Consider the following 14961-nt stretch of genomic DNA (forward strand, 5'->3'; position numbering starts at 1 on the left):
ACGGCTTTTGCTCTGTCCGTCGGTCGGCACCGGAGCATCAGCCACCGCACAGCCAGAGCCTCCGGCTACTACGACGTTCCACTTCGGGTGGGTAGAGCGTGGTATGGGACGCCGACAGGGCTGCTCCGAGGCGATCCACCCGCCTCGGGCAACCGTCTCGGGCAACCCGGTTCAACGTCGTTTCGCCTACCGCCCGAAAGAATCCGGCATCACGTTGGGGACAGGGCGAAGGCGAGCAGCGCGGTCGAGGTGAAGTCGTCCGCGGGCTCGACCGTCTGCCAGGCCCCCACCTGGTCGAGGTAGCGGGCGCCCTTGCCGTCGAATCGCTTCCACTCGGCCGTGCCCGCCTCACACACGCGCGTCGACTCCAGGGCGTCGCGGCCGGAGAGCTTTTTGGCTCCGTTGGGCCCGTTGACGACCGCGCCGCGCAGCAACGCCCCTCGGCCGGTGAGGCTGCCCGCCAGGTTCGCCACCTGATGGGCGGGGCAGCGGGGGAACACCTCGCCCGTTCCGATCATGAAGCTGGTGCCCCAGGCATTGGCGCCCAGCGCCCAGCCGCGCTGCTGTGCGGCGAAGGCGTCGTAGTGGTGGTCGCCGGTCGCTTTCGCATAGAGGGCGGCCGTGGCCACGAGGCCGAAGGCGTGCGGGACGGCGTCGAAGTCCGTGTAGACCGCGCCGGCTTGGAAGGGGTCCTTCGCGGCGCGGCGCTCGCCGTCGGCGAGCTGCCTGCGCAGATCGGCGACGACGGCCTGTGACGGACCGAGCCGCAGCAGGTCCGCGTGGGCCAGCGCGCTGACGTCGGAGACGCCGAGTGTGTCGAGGTTGCCGGAGGCCAGGTAGGCACGTGCCCAGTCGCCGGCCTGCGTCTGCCAGCGCGCGGCCCGGTCGTCGCCCAGCGCCTTTGCCGCCAGGGCCAGTTCGGCAGCCCCGAACTCCATGTCGTCCTGCCAGGAGTCCTCGGAGTAGAAGGCGTGCGGGAAGGTGGTCACCAGAGTACGGGGGCTGCGCGTGTCGGCCTGGCCGTAGACGGCGGCGGCCTTCTCCAGCCACCGCCGGGCGCCGTCCGGATCGCGGGCCGCGTCGGTCTGCGCGGCCAGTGCAAAGGCGGCGGCGACACGGCCCGCGAGGTTGGGGCTGAGGGGCGCGCCGGGCTCGTTGGCCGGGAAGACAGGGCGGAACTTGACCAGGTGGTCTGCGTCGCCGTCCTGCGCGTTCAGCTTGTTGTCCGCCTCCGGGAGGCGCCACACGTCGTGATCGCTGTGCAGGTCCTTGGTGCCGGCGCCTATGCCCACCTGCGCATAGAGCGTGCGGGTGCGGCCGTCCCACATCTTGTCGAGCCAGGACAGACCGTGCCGAGCCTCGGCGGCGAGCCCGGGCGTCGTGGGCAACGCCCTTTGCGCCAGCAGCAGTTGAGCGGTCGCGTACGAGGCGGTGTGAGTGAACTTGAGGTAGTCCCCGGCGTCGAACCAGCCGCCCGACACGTCGAGAGGACCACCGACCTTCCGGAGAGGTGCCGTCAGCTCGGTGCCGTCGTCGTTGTAGCGCGGCGCGGCGTAGACGCTCGCCGAACGGTCCGCGAGGTGGGAGGGTTTGCGCCCGAGGGCGCCGGGGACGATGTCGGCGCCGTCGCGCTGCGCCTGGAAGAAGCGGACGTTGTCGGCTGCCAGGTTTTCCATCAGTTCGTTCGCGGGGGCCACGGTGAAGTGAGGTGACGTGGCGTCAGCGGTGCCGGTGAGACGCAGCTGGTAGGTGCCGGCCTTGGTCAACGCGGACAGGTCGAGGACGCGGACGGAGTCGTATGCCGCATTCCACGCACCGGTGCGGGGCCCGGGCGCACCGGTCAAGGCGACCCGTCCCGTGTCGTCGACCACCTCGAACCGTGCCCCCGCCAGTTTGTCGTCCGGGCCCATCGCGAAGGCGGTCTTGTGCTCGGTGCTGATGTAGCCGCCCTGGTCGGCCCGGATGACGACCGGTCCGGGTGCCTCCTCGCGCGAGGGCAGCGCGTACCAGACGGCACCTGCCGCGCCAACGGAGAGCGCGAGACCGAGGGCGAGGGAGCGGGGACGTCTGAAGCGCGAAACCATCGGGCCGGACTGCCTTCTCTTGACTGACAGGAAACGACTCACTGAGCAGGGAAGAGGCCGGGCGCCCCGCTCGGCCAACCGAGGCCAGCATGTTGGCTGTTGTGGGGGATCCTGGCGCAGGATGAACGGGTAGAGGGGCGTTCCAGCGCGTTGCGGAACGTCCCGTGATTGCCTTCCTCTCATGGAGCGGGCGAATCGGCAGGTGCCGCGCCCACGGGAAAGATTGCTACATTGCGCAACTCTACAACTGTGGAGATGGGATCAGGCGGCCCCTCTTCTTCATCGACCGCACGGACGGCGACGCGGCAGCCCGACACACCCGGCTGCGCAAGCGCGCGCCGATCACCGCGGCAGTGGTGGCAGCCGCCGCCCTGGGCACGGCCTACCTGACCACCCGCACCCCGGAGCAGTTTACGAGCCAGGTTCGAGGCCTGACCCAGGCCCAGTAGGACTCCTATGAAGTCACAGTCACCCGACCGGTCACGTTGCCAGGACCTCGTGTTGGCCGACCGGGGCCGCGATCGAGGCGCCAGCGGCGTCTCGGGCCAGGACGCGACGGCGTCGGTGACCAGCGCGGGGTAGCGGTAGCCGACCGTCACGGCGGCCTCGCTGAGCAACTGGCTGTTTCCGGTGGACTGTTCGCGGACGCCGAGCGGACGCACCACCGCATCAACGACGCCTGGAACCTCACCGCCAAGCTGCTGTCCGTACTGCGCCCGACGCCGAGAGCGACTGCTCGACCAGTACGAGGCGGAACACCGCCGGGGAACTACTGCGGACCCAGCCTTCCCGCTTCTCCCCAGCCGACCTGAAGGCCCTGCTGAACCAGGGTGCCCGCATCGCCAGCCCCGAGCTCGCACCCTCCCCCTGCCGGCCGGGCCACTGGCGAACCGTCGCCCGCGACGGGTGTTGGCGCCGAACCCCGCCCAGGGGAGAGACGTGGGCGGCGTCACCTTGTCGAGTACCCGGGCTGTGACGTGCTGCCAGGTCTGCTCCCTGCTGGCTTTGTTCCGCGCCGTCATTCGATGACCCTTCGGGGTTCACCTCGGAGGCTCTGCTTTGAGTTCGGCGAGTGCTTCCCGCGTTCCCGCGTTCCCGCGTGTAGGCCTCCCCCTGTCCTCCATCAGGGCCGAACCCTGCGACACCCGGCAATGCCAGAAGCGGGCGGCAGAGGCTTTCGCCGGATCGGCACTGCTTGCATGCCTGGCGCCGCGGGACCTCCAGCATGAAGGAGGCAGGCTAGGTGTCATCAACAAGGGCGCGGAGGTGCCGGCTCCTGAACGTCCGGCATTCGACCCCGACACCACGTAGAGATCAGTTGAGGGGGTGGGGCGACAGGACGCTGAACCACAGCAGGACGATGGTGGCGACACCCATCAGGGGGGTGAGTATCTCCGTCTCCATCTTGTTGCCGCTGCGCTTGATCACCACAATCTCGTAGCGGGTCTTGAGCGGCCACAGCCACGGGGCACCGCGCTTGGTGATGGAGTCGCCCAGGAGGTGCGCCACACAGCCCAGGCCGATCGCGTACGGCAGCCAACCTGGCGCGGACGGGATGAACTTGGCGATGGCCGCGGTTCCTACGCTGGCCATGGCCACGATGGTTCCCCAGGCGTGGAAACCGTGGCCGGGCGGGCAGAGATTGAGGGCTCGGACCGCCAGTGCCAGCAGGAAGAATGTCATGCCCACGGTGAACGGCCGACCCAGGTAGGTGACTCCTGCCCAGCTGCCCAGGGTCATGAAGGCCACGAAGAACAGGGAATGCGTGGCGTGGCGGTGCCCGCCGGAGATCCAGGCCACGAAGCGGCAGAGCATTTTGGAGACAGGGCCCAGGAAGTTGGCGATGGTGCCGTCATGGTGGTCGAGATCGGGTAGCAGTGCGGCACCCGCGCAGAGCACGGTGCCCATCAAGATTTCCTGCGGCGCCAGGTGCGTGTGCAGCATCATCGGTGGCAGGTATGGCGCGGTCCCCGCGAAGAGCAGTGCACCGCTGACGGCGTGCGAATGGCCCATCATGGCGTGTTCGTTCTCCCCCGTTGGATCTGGCACGTTCCCGGGCCGCGCGGCACCAGCGGCGTGGGACACCACCGCGAGGAGGAACGTCTCAGCCCCGCATGCTAGTTGCTTGTTTGCGCAATGTGGAAATAGTGGCGGAACGGTAGGTGCCGAGAGGTCGGCTGCATCGTGCGAGGGCGCCCGAACCTTCAGATCAGGGGCGTCTCGCGGGCAGGCGGGCCGATCGCTGCGCCGAGTACTGCGTTGTTGGGGAGGAGCATCTTGCCGTCCTCCGTGTGGAGTTCGACGAAAAGTAGAGTCATGTCGGTGACCTCGCCCTCGATGCGGCCGCCGAGCGGTCCCGACTGGACGCTGACCTTCTCGCCGATCGTGAAGGGGTGCGAGACCAGCAGCACCAGGCCGGCGAAGATGTTTCCGAGGACGGGCTGCGCGGCGATCCCGAGTATCACCCCGGTCAGCGCACCGCCCAGCAGCAGCTTGCTCCACTCCACCCGGAGCAGGCTGAGCGCTCCGAGGATCACCAGCGCGTAGCCGGAGAGCAGGCAGATCACGCGCAGCGCGGCGGAGCGGTTGTCGCTGATCCGGCCGGTCAGCAGCTTCACTAGATCGTCCGTGGCCCCGCGCACCGCGATGAGCGCGCCCACCAGGAAGATCCCGGCGCTGATGCCCGCGATCACCCGGGAGGTCATCGACTGATGACTGTCCGGGTTGCCCAGGAGCCCGCCGAAGTTGAGCGAGACGACGAGGCCGCCGACGGCGAGCGACGTGGTGATGACGGCCCGCCGGGTACGGATCACCCCTCGCCAGTGCAGGCCGTGTCCGACGGCCGCGCTGCCTGCGGGTTTACTGTCCTGATCCACCGATGAGCTCCCTGTGGTGTGCATGTCGCGGAGCAGAGTACCCGCCCCCGGGCGGGTACTGCCGGGGGCCCCGAACGAGTCGTTCCGCGTCAAAGGTTCACCAAGCAGTTGCGTGATCGCGCAACAAGGAGGCTATGCTTCTGGAGGTTTGAAGAAGGCACCTCGTTCGGTGAGGCGTCTGCACGGACACAGGCCACTGACCCCACGACTTCGAGAGACGCCCAGGGTCAGGACAGGTCTCCCCGGCTCAAGGGGTGACTCCAAGTGGCTTCCCCTATGGGGATTACGCCGTGCAGTGCCAAAGCTCTGACGAGATGGGGTGAACCGGGGTACGCCCGGTCCGCTCCTTGCCGCGTCGTCCGGCACCCGCGCGCGCCCCGGCCGGAAGGAGGCGAGAGACATTGGATTGCAGTTGCACTAGTCCGGGCCACAGTCGGCCCCGCATCCGTGTGACCTCGCCCGACTTCGGCACGCGCTGACGACACTCACCATCCACGGACACCTCCGCACACCTGGCACCCGTACGGCCTCGCGCCGTCCCGGGTCACCGGGTTGCCCCGCCGTGTCCGCAGAATGCACGCGTGCCCCCAAACCCATCCCCTGCGAGGGGAGTTGGGAGGACCCGCATGACCACCGCACCCATGAAGTCCAGCAGCGTGACCATCAAGCCCACCGTGCCCGCGCCGCGCACCGCGGTCCTCGATGATGCCCACACCGGCGACATCCGCGGTGCACTGGGCACCATCAAGCAGCACGACATTGGTGAACGCCGAGGTCTGTCCGCCAAGTTCAAGACGCTGCTCGCGATAGTCGGGCCCGGACTCATCGTGATGGTCGGCGACAATGACGCGGGCGCGTTCGCCACCTACGGCCAGGCCGGCCAGAACTACGGCACCAGCCTGCTGTGGACCCTGCTCCTGCTGGTTCCCGTCCTGTACGTCAACCAGGAGATGGTGCTGCGCCTCGGCGCGGTCACCGGCGTCGGGCACGCCCGCCTCATCCTGGAGCGGTTCGGCAAGTTCTGGGGCGCGTTCTCCGTCATCGACCTGTTCCTGCTCAACGCCCTGACTCTGGTGACGGAGTTCATCGGGATCACTCTCGCCCTGGACTACCTGGGACTGCCCAAGACCGGGGGAGTGCTGGTCGCCGCCGTGGTGATCGTCGCCTCGGCGTTCACCGGCTCGTTCCAACGCTTCGAGCGTGTGGCGGTCCTGCTGTGCGCGGGCTCGCTGCTCCTCGTACCGCTGTACTTCATGGTCCACCCGAAGCCGTCACAGATGGCACATGACTTCGTGGTGCCCAACATGCGGGGCGGATCGGGCGAGTTGGCAACGGTCATGCTGCTGATCATCGGCATAGTCGGGACGACGGTGGCTCCCTGGCAGCTGTTCTTCCAGCAGTCGTACGTCATCGACAAGCGCATCACCCCGCGCTTCATGAAATACGAGAAGGCCGACCTGTGGATCGGCATCGTCGTCGTCATCGTGGGTGCCGCCGCGATCACGGGCTTCACCGCGGCCACGTTCGCGGGCACCGACGGCTTCGGCCACTTCACCGACCAGGCAGGCGTGGCCCGGGGCCTGGAGGCGCACGTGAGCAAGGCGGCCGGAGTCCTGTTCGCGATCGCCCTGCTGGACGCCTCGATCATCGGCGCGTTCGCCGTGTCGCTGTCCACCGCGTACGCGATCGGCGATGTGTTTGGCATGAAGCACTCGCTGCACCGGGGCGTGAACGGAGCCAAGGGCTTCTACGCCGTGTACGCCGGGCTCGTTGCCGTCGCGGCCACGATCGTGCTGATCCCGGGCTCCCCGCTGGGTCTGCTCACCCAGGGCGTGCAGACCCTCGCCGGTGTGCTGCTGCCCTCGGCTTCCGTCTTCCTCCTGCTGCTCTGCAACGACAAGGCCGTGCTCGGCCCGTGGGTCAACGGCCCCAAGACCAATGCCTTCACCGCTGCCGTGGTCGGCGTGCTGGTCACCCTGTCGGTCATCCTGACCGCCTCCGTCCTGTTCCCGGACATCACCTCGAACGCGATCCTCGACATCATGGCCGCCTGCGGGGTGACCGGGATCCTGGCTGCCGGGTACTCCTTCACCCGCCGCCGCACCGGCACCAAGGAAGACCCCATCGACCGCACCGGCAAGGAGAACTGGCGGATGCCACCGCTGGAGACCCTCACCCGGCCCACCATGTCCACCGCCCGCAAGATCGGCATGGGCGCCCTGCGCACCTACCTCCTGATCGCGATGATCCTGGTTGTCATCAAGATCGTTCAGGTCGCCCTCGGTCAGTGAATCCCATCGGCCGGGACGGGTTTCACACGTCCCGGGCCACTCCGTGAAGTGAGGTGTGTTCGTCATGCTCGCCGCACTCGACCACGTCCAACTCGCCGCCCCGGCCGGTTCCGAGGACGTGCTGCGCAGCTTCTATCTCGCCGCCCTGCAGATGACGGAGATCCCCAAGCCCGCTGGGCTGACCCGGCGAGGCGGCTGCTGGTTCGCCGCCGCCGACGGTGGGCGGCTGGAGATCCATGTCGGTATCGAGGACGGGTTCCGCCCGCCCCGCAAAGCCCACCCAGCGGTGCGGGTGACCGGACTCGACGCTCTCGCCGCCCGCCTGGAGCAGCACGGCGCGCCCGTCGTCTGGGGCGTCAGCCTGCCGACCCACCGCCGCTTCTACACCCAGGATCCGGTCGGCAACCGCCTGGAATTCCTGGAACCACTGACGTAGCCAGGGGGAGTGGCTGCCCCTGCCCGCCCTTCACCGGCCTTCCCCGGCAGCCGCGGGCCGGATCACGCATGCCGCCCGGTAGCCGTGCTGACCGGGCTCTGCGCGTTCAGCCCCTTCATCGGCGTCTTCGTGCGTCCACTTGTCGATCCCCTTGTCTTTGGAGGTGACTCATGTGTCTGTGTTCACCCACCACGGCGTCCGGTACTCCGCCCCCTTGCTCGCTTTCTTCACTCACGTTGCCCGGCGTTTGGCCGACAGCCCCCTCGACCATGCGGCGCTGTACGCGGCGTCCACGCACACCCCGGCTCCTCTGCGGGCCACCGTTGCCGTCCCCGCGCGGCCGCACGCCCACTGGCAGGCCGTAGTCCGCGAAGACGGCCACCGCCGCGGTGAGACTCGCCGGCATTCCGGCGACTGATGCGCCAACTCCCGCTTTCCAAAGCCGATGTGAGGGATGTGGTCCCATGCTTTCTACCTCCAATCACGCACGGCTGAGCCTCCCGGCCGGCCGTGAAATCCCGTGTTCCGGTCAGGTCGGCGTAGAAGAGCCGCAGTGGCGGGCCACTTCAGGTGCGCCCGTCCACCTGAGAGTTCCCGCCACCGACTCTCCCGGAGCGGACATGCCTCTGCGTTACCTACGCGTCCTCCGTCTGCACCCCACTTGCACCGGCACATACGGTGCCCCCGCTTCCCTGCCGGTCATCCCGCCTCTGCGGTTCCCGAGGGCGCCACGGGTCTCGTCATCGACCGCGAGCGACGCGCCGTCAGCATCGAGGGCACCCCGGTCCGGCTCACCTATCGAGAGTTCGAGCTGCTGGCTCATCTGGTGGCGCACCCCCGCAGGGCGCACAATCGCAGCCAGCTGATGAACACGGTGTGGGGGTCAGCCCGCTGTTGGGGGCCTGTGCACCATCGATGTCCACATCGCCCGGCTGCGACGCAAGCTCGGCCCCGTCCACGCTGCCGCCATCACCGCGGTGCACCAGATCGGGTACGCCTACGTACCCGAATCGACCGATTCGCGCGCGGCATGATCCCTGCCCGGGTTTGCGATCAACAGGTTGGCCCTGGCCTGCATGGCGGTTTGGATGCCCTGGGCAGGTGGGCTTCCGAGGTGCCACAAGGGGCCTCTCTCACAACTTGCCCCTTCTTGCGTGATCATGCAAGTATGGAGGTGTGCAGGGTCGAAGACCGCATGTACACGGCTCCAGGGCCGCCGCACTGCGGCCTTGGAGCCACACTCTCCGTTCGTCGGACGGTATACGTCAGGTGCCTGACAGGAAGGGGGCGAGAAGCATGGACCGCAGCAGTCCCGGCCATCATCGGCCGCACAACCTTCCGCTCCCCGGTGTCTTGCCGCACCTGCGCTGACCGGCCTCGACCGGTCCCGTAGTACGGGAGCAGCCCCTGTCCCGTTCACCGGTACGCGGTCCGCCGCGACCACCGGTTCCGAGGAGGTGCCCCCATGCACACCCTGACCACCCTCGACTTCGTACTCCGCCTGGCCACCGGCTTGGGCTGCGGCGCTCTGATCGGTACCGAGCGGCAGTGGCGGGCCCGGATGGCCGGACTGCGGACCAACACCCTGGTCGCGCTCGGCGCCACCGCCTTCGTGCTCTACAGCGAAGCCGTCACCGACACCGGCAGCCCCACCCGGGTCGCCTCCTACGTCGTCTCCGGGATCGGCTTTCTCGGCGCCGGTGTGATCATGCGTGACGGAGGCGGCATCTCCGGCCTCAACACCGCGGCCACGCTGTGGTGTTCAGCCGCCGTCGGAGTCCTGGCCGCCTCCGGCCATCTGGCCTTCGCTCTTCTGCTCACCCTGGCCGTCCTCGGCGTCCACGTACTTCTGCGCCCGGCCGGACGCTTCCTCGACCGCGCACCGGCCGCCGGAAACGACCAGGACACCGATGTCCCCGCCACCGTGCACGTGGAGTGCGACCGTGCCGCAGAGACCCACATCCGGGCCCTGCTGCTCCAGGCGCTCACAGCGTCCGGACTCGCCCCCACCGCGCTGCGCGCCCATCGGCGCGACTCCGGCACCACCAGCCTGCGCGCCACGATGACCGTCTCCGGTGACATCACCCGCGCGCTGGAACAGGTCGTCGCCCGGCTTTCCCTGGAACCCGGCATTCAGGACCTGCACTGGCACCTGGACAGCACCACGGACACCGACGACACCGCAGGCGGCGACCGCGACCAGCCTGCCCGGCAGCCCATGCCGCACTTGTCCGAGCCCAACTCCACCTGCGCAACCCGGTAGCGAGCAGAACGGAAGCGGCGAGGCCAGGCATGCCGACAGGGTTGTCTAGGTGACGCCCACACGCCCGAAGCATGGATGTGGGCCCACGCCCGAACCGCACCCACACCGCTGGTCACCACGAATCCCGTAAACGGCCTACATCGCAGATCGTCGAGGAACTCCTGGCCTGGCGGAGGCCGACGTGTCCATCCTCGTTCACGGCCCGGGGCCTGGGTGGCAAAGCGGCCGAGGCCCATGGTGCGCCGGAGCAGTCTCGGGGCAATCCGACTCGCTCGGCTCCCCTGATGACAAGGCTGGAAGTCAGCCATTTGAGAATCGCATCGGTGCGGGCTAAATCACCTCAAGGGGTCACCCTCGCGAGATCTGTACGTCGCGCAAAAGGGTCAACTTGAAAATGGAGTCCTGCATTCCTGGATCTCTACGTAGACTGACCTGGGATATTCGATCGTGAGCGGAGCGGTGAAGGTGCTGGTCGGGGGTTGTTTGGGTAATGGTTGGAGGCTTCCGGGGGAAGTGTTACCTTCCGGCTTCAAAGCTCAGATATCTCTTTATTTCGTGAATATCGAAGGCTGGATTCTGGATCTTGTGGCTGTCCGAAACCCTGCGGAGTACGGGTCATTCGGCATTGATTGGCCGGGAACATCCCGTTAGGTTCGCCTTCGCTCGCCAGAGTGCTGGCCTCTGCGAAGGCGCGGGCCGCGGCGAGGTTCTCCGCGAACTGGGCGTCGGCGGTGTCCCACGCGATCCCGAGCGCATCCAACTCCTCGGCCTGCTCCCTGCTCCCTGCTCATCTGCCCGGCCCGCAGCGCGCGCGGCTGCGACTGCCCATGTTCAGCCGCACCTCTCCGTACGGCTGGATATGTAGCCAGGACAGCGCGGGCAGGGCTCCGGAGCGGAGAACTGACTGCACGTCACGGGGTGGCTGGCTGCATGGAAAACGCAAGGCCCTTCACTTTATGCAGGACTCCAGCGGCGCGAAATCGCTTGGGTTTAGCTCGATGCCTTTTTCTTCGGCCAATGCTTTCAGCTCCAACAATGCTGTGAGGGGACGCTCCCCGTATTTGTTGCGAAGCTCATCCAGGCCCCCCGGGAACAGCTTGGCTGCTAGCTCTGCAAGCTTCGCGTAGGTATCGGGGAACTTCGCCTTTGCGCAGTCAAGGACTTCATTCACCGTGCGTGCTGCCCCGACGTAGTGCTTGTTCTCCGCTCTGCGGTTCTCCTGGACCGCCGTGCCGGACGCGTACGCCGGCACGGCGCTCCACGCCAGGACAACTGCGGCAGCCGCGCAGGCTGCAAGCCGGTGGCTCCGCCTCATTTCCGACATGAGAATCCCTCCTTCAGGTATCTCGCAGCATGTTGAAGCAGGGACATGGGCAGTCCCACGCACCGCCCATGCTGGACACACACCACTAGCTTCTGCCACCGCATTCCGAGTCTGGAAACTCCCGTCGGCCCCCACGGTCGGGCGTCCACTGGCGTCAACCAGCCTGGCCTATACCAAGGGAGCCGAAGAGACAGCTTCGGCCGACGATGCCTGTCCGGTTGCGGCATGTGAGGGAAGAAGGATTCCGCGTCGCACGATTGCCCACCGCGCCGGGTGCGGTCGGACAATAGGCAGCCGACGGACTCCCGGTCGGCCACGCACATGCCCGCCCAGGACGCCAGGGGGCTTGGAGGGTGGGCGTGACGGCTTTGCGGTCGATGGCGGTGTCGAGGCCGGGCTCGGTTAGCGCGCTTGCCCACACCGTGAGTGCGTGGTGCGTCGGCCCTCACCGGATTCAAGCGGCGGGGAGTCGCCGCATGCTGTGCGGCTTTCGGCTTGTCGGTAGGCGACACAGGAGAGGTCCGGCGGCGTGGGCACTGTCCGGCCGAGGCTGACCGCCGCCGGGCTCCGACAGAGTCTGATGAGCGAAGGCTTCCCCGACTTTTCGCCCAAGCGGTGACCCCTGGCCGGGGCCGGGCGCTGAACTAGGTGGTCCGGCGGGCCGGTTGCCCCCGTAGCTCGCCCGCCGGCCGTGTGAGGTTGATGCGCAGGCCCGTCCCCGGTTCAGACCCCCGAGGACGGGCCTCTGCCGTGCCAGGCCGGACATGCGGCCACCGGTTACGCCCAGTCACGCCCAGCCCCCGCAGCATGTCCAGCTGCTCCTGGGTGAGTTTGTCGCGCCTGGCTTTGGTGTTGGAGATCCATACGCCGAGTTTCACGGTCACTGGTTCCGTCTCGCTGTCGACCGCGATCGTCTCGGTGTGGCTGCGCGGTACAGGCTGGTCGGTGCCTTCCCGTTCCGGGTCCGGGTCGATCTCCTTGAGCTGCTGCGCGCGTGTGGCGGCCCGCTTCGGGTACTTTGCCGAGGCCGCCTTTCCGGCGGAGGTTGGCCATGTGCTGTCCGAGGGGGACCATCTGGTCGTCTTCGCCCCACGCGGCGAACTGGCGGGGGCGAGGTGTCCGGTCGTCCGCCGGCATGACCGCAGGGCGGCGAGCTTCGTCTCCCAAGCTTCCTCGCCCGGCTCCTGGATCATCCCGGCCTCCGGCGCGTCCAGCAGCGTCTTGCGCCGCTCCTCGAGTTCCCCGGCCCGCAGCGCCTTGCGCTGTTGGTGCACCCATCGTCCGAGGGGAAGTCCTTGGTGACGTCGACCTCGACTTCGACGTCGTACGGGACGGCGTAGAGGCCGGTGATCTGGTTCTCTTTCCGCCAGCGGAGCAGGGCTTGGTAGCCCTCCAGCCACGCCAGCGACTCGGGCCGGTAGACCCGGGTGCGCAGGAACGCGGCGATCGTGGCGGCGTCGCGGGGCTGGAGAAGTGGAGCAGGGCCGCTTCGGCGGCGGCGTGGGTGTCGTCCTGCTCCTCGTCCTCGCCGTCACCTTGATGATCTGCGGGTTTTTGTCCGTGGTGATTCGGCATGGTGATGTCAGTCCGGTAGGTGTGCTGTCGGTGCTGTTCAGTTGGTTGCCAGCCGGTACATCGCGGGTGTGTCAGTTGTCCGTGAACGGCGGCTGCGCGTATGAGGGAGCGCGTTCAAGTGGGGGAGCGGCTATAAAGGCGGCATGTGCGGTGGGCTGTGCTGTCGTGGACTTTGACGGTGCTCGCCCGCCTTCCCCGCTCATAGCCCGTCGGTACGGGTGCGGTCGAGCAGCATCGTGATCAACTGCTCGTCCGGCGCCGTGCCCGGCGCGGCAATCTCGGCAAGCCGACCACGGTCCCTGAGGCGGGCTCCGTGGTACAGCCGCCGTCACTGCACGCTGCACGCGCTGCCTCTGTGAAACTTTGAGGAGCATGGGACATCAGAGGTGGCGGCCCTTCCTGCATCCGGGGGTATCGGTGGATCAGAGCAGAGCTGCGTCTCGCTGGCATCTTTCCGTGCTCACGGCCACGCGGTCGTCGAGGGCGTTCAGCCAGCAGTCGGGCAATATCTCACCGTGACGGCCGGCGGCCTGGCTTCGCGGCCCGTCTACGCCGACGGGCCAAGAACTGGTCAGGGCCGAGTTCGTTCAGCAGTGCGTCCCGGACCGAGACGATGGCGAGCGTCTTTCGCAGCCGGAGACGTTTGGTGGGGACAGCCTGGCGAGCCCCCCAGTGCCGAGCGGGTAAAGGAGCTGCTCCGGTCGTCCGCCGGAGCCGTCGTGCCTCCCGGGTGCGCCGAAGGGCAAGTCGCCCATGTCGCTCGTTATGGCATTCCCCCCGACAGTGCGAAGGGGCAGCCCGGCAGCTGTACGCCCAATACCTGAAGCGCACGGCGGCACGGGAGACGCCGTAGGCGGCGGAGCTGGAACCGGCGGGACCCTCGCCGTCCCGCACCGCCGCCGTCCCCGCGGTTGCTAGCGGCAGATCAGACGTCGCAGGCGCTCCACCACTGCCGTGTCATATCCATCAACGGCCCCAGCTACCAGCTCAAGAACCGGCTCGCGGCCATTGAACGAGAACAGGACGACGCGGCCTATTGATCTGAAGCTGGTGGGGTTCTCGTCCAGGATGTAGCGGACGTGCGGGCCGCCGAAGTAGCCGCGGACGATGTGGGGCTGGCGTTGGTGTCTGTGGAAGAAGCGGTGTGTCTCGGTGGCGAGTTCGGCCTGGTCGCGGGCCTGGTGCTGCTTGGGCAGGCTGTGCTTGAGGTCCGCGTTGACCAGTTCGTCGGGGTTCAGCTCGGGTGCGTAGGGCGGCAGGAAGTGCAGCTCGACGTCGTCGGGGTGGGCGGCGAGCCAGTCGCGGAGCTTCTTGGAGCGGTGGGCGGAGTGCCCGTCGACGACGAGGTGGACCTTGTGGTCGAAGTGGCCGGCGAGCCGGTCCAGGAAACGGCCCATCACCTCGGCGGTGAAGCTCTCGGTGAAGACCATGAAGTGCATCCGGCTCTTGGTGCTGACTGCCGACATCGCGTTCACCGGGAACCGGTTCCCGCTCCGCCGCACGACGGGTGTCCTGCCCTTCTCGCCCCAGGTGCGACCGGTGACCTGGTCGGAGCGGATGCCGACCTGGTCGGCGAACAGAATCTCGCCGCCGTCCCCCTTCACCTTCGCCCGGACGTCCCTCTTCACCTTCGCCCGGATCGCCGGCCAGGTCTCCTCGTGCCAGCGGCGCACGGCCTCCGGGTGCTGCTCGACGGCCCGCTTGTCCGGACGCTGGAAGGACAGGCCCCCACGCCTCAGGTACTTGCCCACCCCCGGTTCGGTCAGCTGTACCCGGTACAGCTTCGCGATCAGGCCACCGATCAGCCGCCGCGTCCACAACTGCCCGGAAAGTCCCACGTCACAGGGCCGGTGGTCGAGGACGGCCTGCCGCACCGCGGCCTGCTCGGCCTCCCCGAGCACCTGGTGCACCCCGACCGGCTTGCCCCGCGGCCGCATGGCCAGCACCTCCCGGCCGCCGGCCTGCCACTTCGCCCACCACGTGCCGACCGCCCTCAGCGACACCCCGAAGACCGCTGCCACCTCCTCCCGGTCCCGCCCCGCCACCAACGCAGCCACCGCCCGCAGTCGCAGGGCCTCCTGCGCCGACGGCGACAGATGCCGCGCCCCCCAC

9 protein-coding genes, 3 pseudogenes and 1 riboswitch are annotated in these 14961 nt (G+C 68.1%); of the genes and pseudogenes, 6 read left to right on the forward strand and 6 right to left on the reverse strand.

All coding sequences use genetic code 11. The features are described 5' to 3' along the window. Positions 1-209: 209 nt before the first annotated feature. A complete protein-coding gene (locus tag IE206_RS39530) occupies positions 210-2084 on the reverse strand; it encodes a glycoside hydrolase family 9 protein (RefSeq protein ID WP_189971132.1) in 1875 nt (624 codons plus the stop codon). A 164-nt stretch (positions 2085-2248) separates the two neighbouring features. Between IE206_RS39530 and IE206_RS39535 the strand changes: the two genes are divergently transcribed. Next, on the forward strand, positions 2249-2533 hold the full coding sequence (locus IE206_RS39535; protein WP_189971134.1) for a hypothetical protein: 285 nt from the start codon (positions 2249-2251) through the stop codon (positions 2531-2533). Between the two features lie 865 nt (positions 2534-3398). Here IE206_RS39535 and IE206_RS39540 read toward each other — a convergent pair. Both IE206_RS39540 and IE206_RS39545 read right to left on the reverse strand, forming a co-directional pair. After that, positions 3399-4172: a metal-dependent hydrolase gene (locus tag IE206_RS39540; protein ID WP_226599122.1), complete on the reverse strand. Its 774-nt coding sequence runs from the start codon at positions 4170-4172 to the stop codon at positions 3399-3401. A gap of 116 nt (positions 4173-4288) precedes the next feature. After that, the gene (locus IE206_RS39545) at positions 4289-4960 is read right to left on the reverse strand and encodes a mechanosensitive ion channel domain-containing protein (RefSeq protein ID WP_189971136.1); all 672 of its coding nucleotides are present in this window, start codon (positions 4958-4960) and stop codon (positions 4289-4291) included. Between the two features lie 154 nt (positions 4961-5114). After that, positions 5115-5286, forward strand: a riboswitch (M-box (ykoK) riboswitch). Positions 5287-5586: 300 nt separating this feature from the next. Between IE206_RS39545 and IE206_RS39550 the strand changes: the two genes are divergently transcribed. The 4 genes from IE206_RS39550 (at position 5587) to IE206_RS39565 (ending at position 9950) form a co-directional block, all read left to right on the forward strand. Then, complete coding sequence (locus IE206_RS39550; RefSeq protein ID WP_373301059.1) at positions 5587-7251, forward strand: NRAMP family divalent metal transporter; 1665 nt, start codon at positions 5587-5589, stop codon at positions 7249-7251. A gap of 64 nt (positions 7252-7315) precedes the next feature. Beyond that, positions 7316-7687 carry a VOC family protein gene (locus tag IE206_RS39555; protein WP_189971138.1) on the forward strand — a complete coding sequence of 124 codons (372 nt, stop codon included), beginning with the start codon at positions 7316-7318 and terminating at the stop codon, positions 7685-7687. A gap of 932 nt (positions 7688-8619) precedes the next feature. Next, complete coding sequence (locus IE206_RS43345; RefSeq protein WP_264198805.1) at positions 8620-8721, forward strand: hypothetical protein; 102 nt, start codon at positions 8620-8622, stop codon at positions 8719-8721. A gap of 431 nt (positions 8722-9152) precedes the next feature. Beyond that, positions 9153-9950 carry an MgtC/SapB family protein gene (locus IE206_RS39565; RefSeq protein WP_189971140.1) on the forward strand — a complete coding sequence of 266 codons (798 nt, stop codon included), beginning with the start codon at positions 9153-9155 and terminating at the stop codon, positions 9948-9950. Between the two features lie 949 nt (positions 9951-10899). Here the strand turns inward: IE206_RS39565 and IE206_RS39570 are convergent. Both IE206_RS39570 and IE206_RS39575 read right to left on the reverse strand, forming a co-directional pair. Next, a complete protein-coding gene (locus tag IE206_RS39570; RefSeq protein WP_189971142.1) occupies positions 10900-11274 on the reverse strand; it encodes a hypothetical protein in 375 nt (124 codons plus the stop codon). A 644-nt stretch (positions 11275-11918) separates the two neighbouring features. Then, a pseudogene (locus IE206_RS39575) lies at positions 11919-12810 on the reverse strand (helicase associated domain-containing protein); the annotation flags it as partial. A 977-nt stretch (positions 12811-13787) separates the two neighbouring features. Here IE206_RS39575 and IE206_RS43870 point away from each other — a divergent pair. Continuing rightward, positions 13788-13889, forward strand: a pseudogene (locus IE206_RS43870) (AAA family ATPase); the annotation flags it as partial. A 144-nt stretch (positions 13890-14033) separates the two neighbouring features. Here IE206_RS43870 and IE206_RS39580 read toward each other — a convergent pair. Further along, positions 14034-14906 (reverse strand): annotated as a pseudogene (locus IE206_RS39580) (IS630 family transposase); the annotation flags it as partial. Positions 14907-14961 lie beyond the last annotated feature (55 nt).

The organism is Streptomyces violascens, from assembly GCF_014649955.1.
Classification (GTDB): Bacteria; Actinomycetota; Actinomycetes; order Streptomycetales; family Streptomycetaceae; genus Streptomyces; species Streptomyces violascens.

Bases quoted from the DNA above. Each gene is read 5' to 3' on its own strand.
- IE206_RS39555 (WP_189971138.1), top strand. From the start codon at position 7,316: ATGCTCGCCGCACTCGACCACGTCCAACTCGCCGCCCCGGCCGGTTCC.
- IE206_RS39530 (WP_189971132.1), bottom strand. From the start codon at position 2,084: ATGGTTTCGCGCTTCAGACGTCCCCGCTCCCTCGCCCTCGGTCTCGCG.
- IE206_RS39565 (WP_189971140.1), top strand. From the start codon at position 9,153: ATGCACACCCTGACCACCCTCGACTTCGTACTCCGCCTGGCCACCGGC.
- IE206_RS39570 (WP_189971142.1), bottom strand. From the start codon at position 11,274: ATGTCGGAAATGAGGCGGAGCCACCGGCTTGCAGCCTGCGCGGCTGCC.
- IE206_RS39550 (WP_373301059.1), top strand. From the start codon at position 5,587: ATGACCACCGCACCCATGAAGTCCAGCAGCGTGACCATCAAGCCCACC.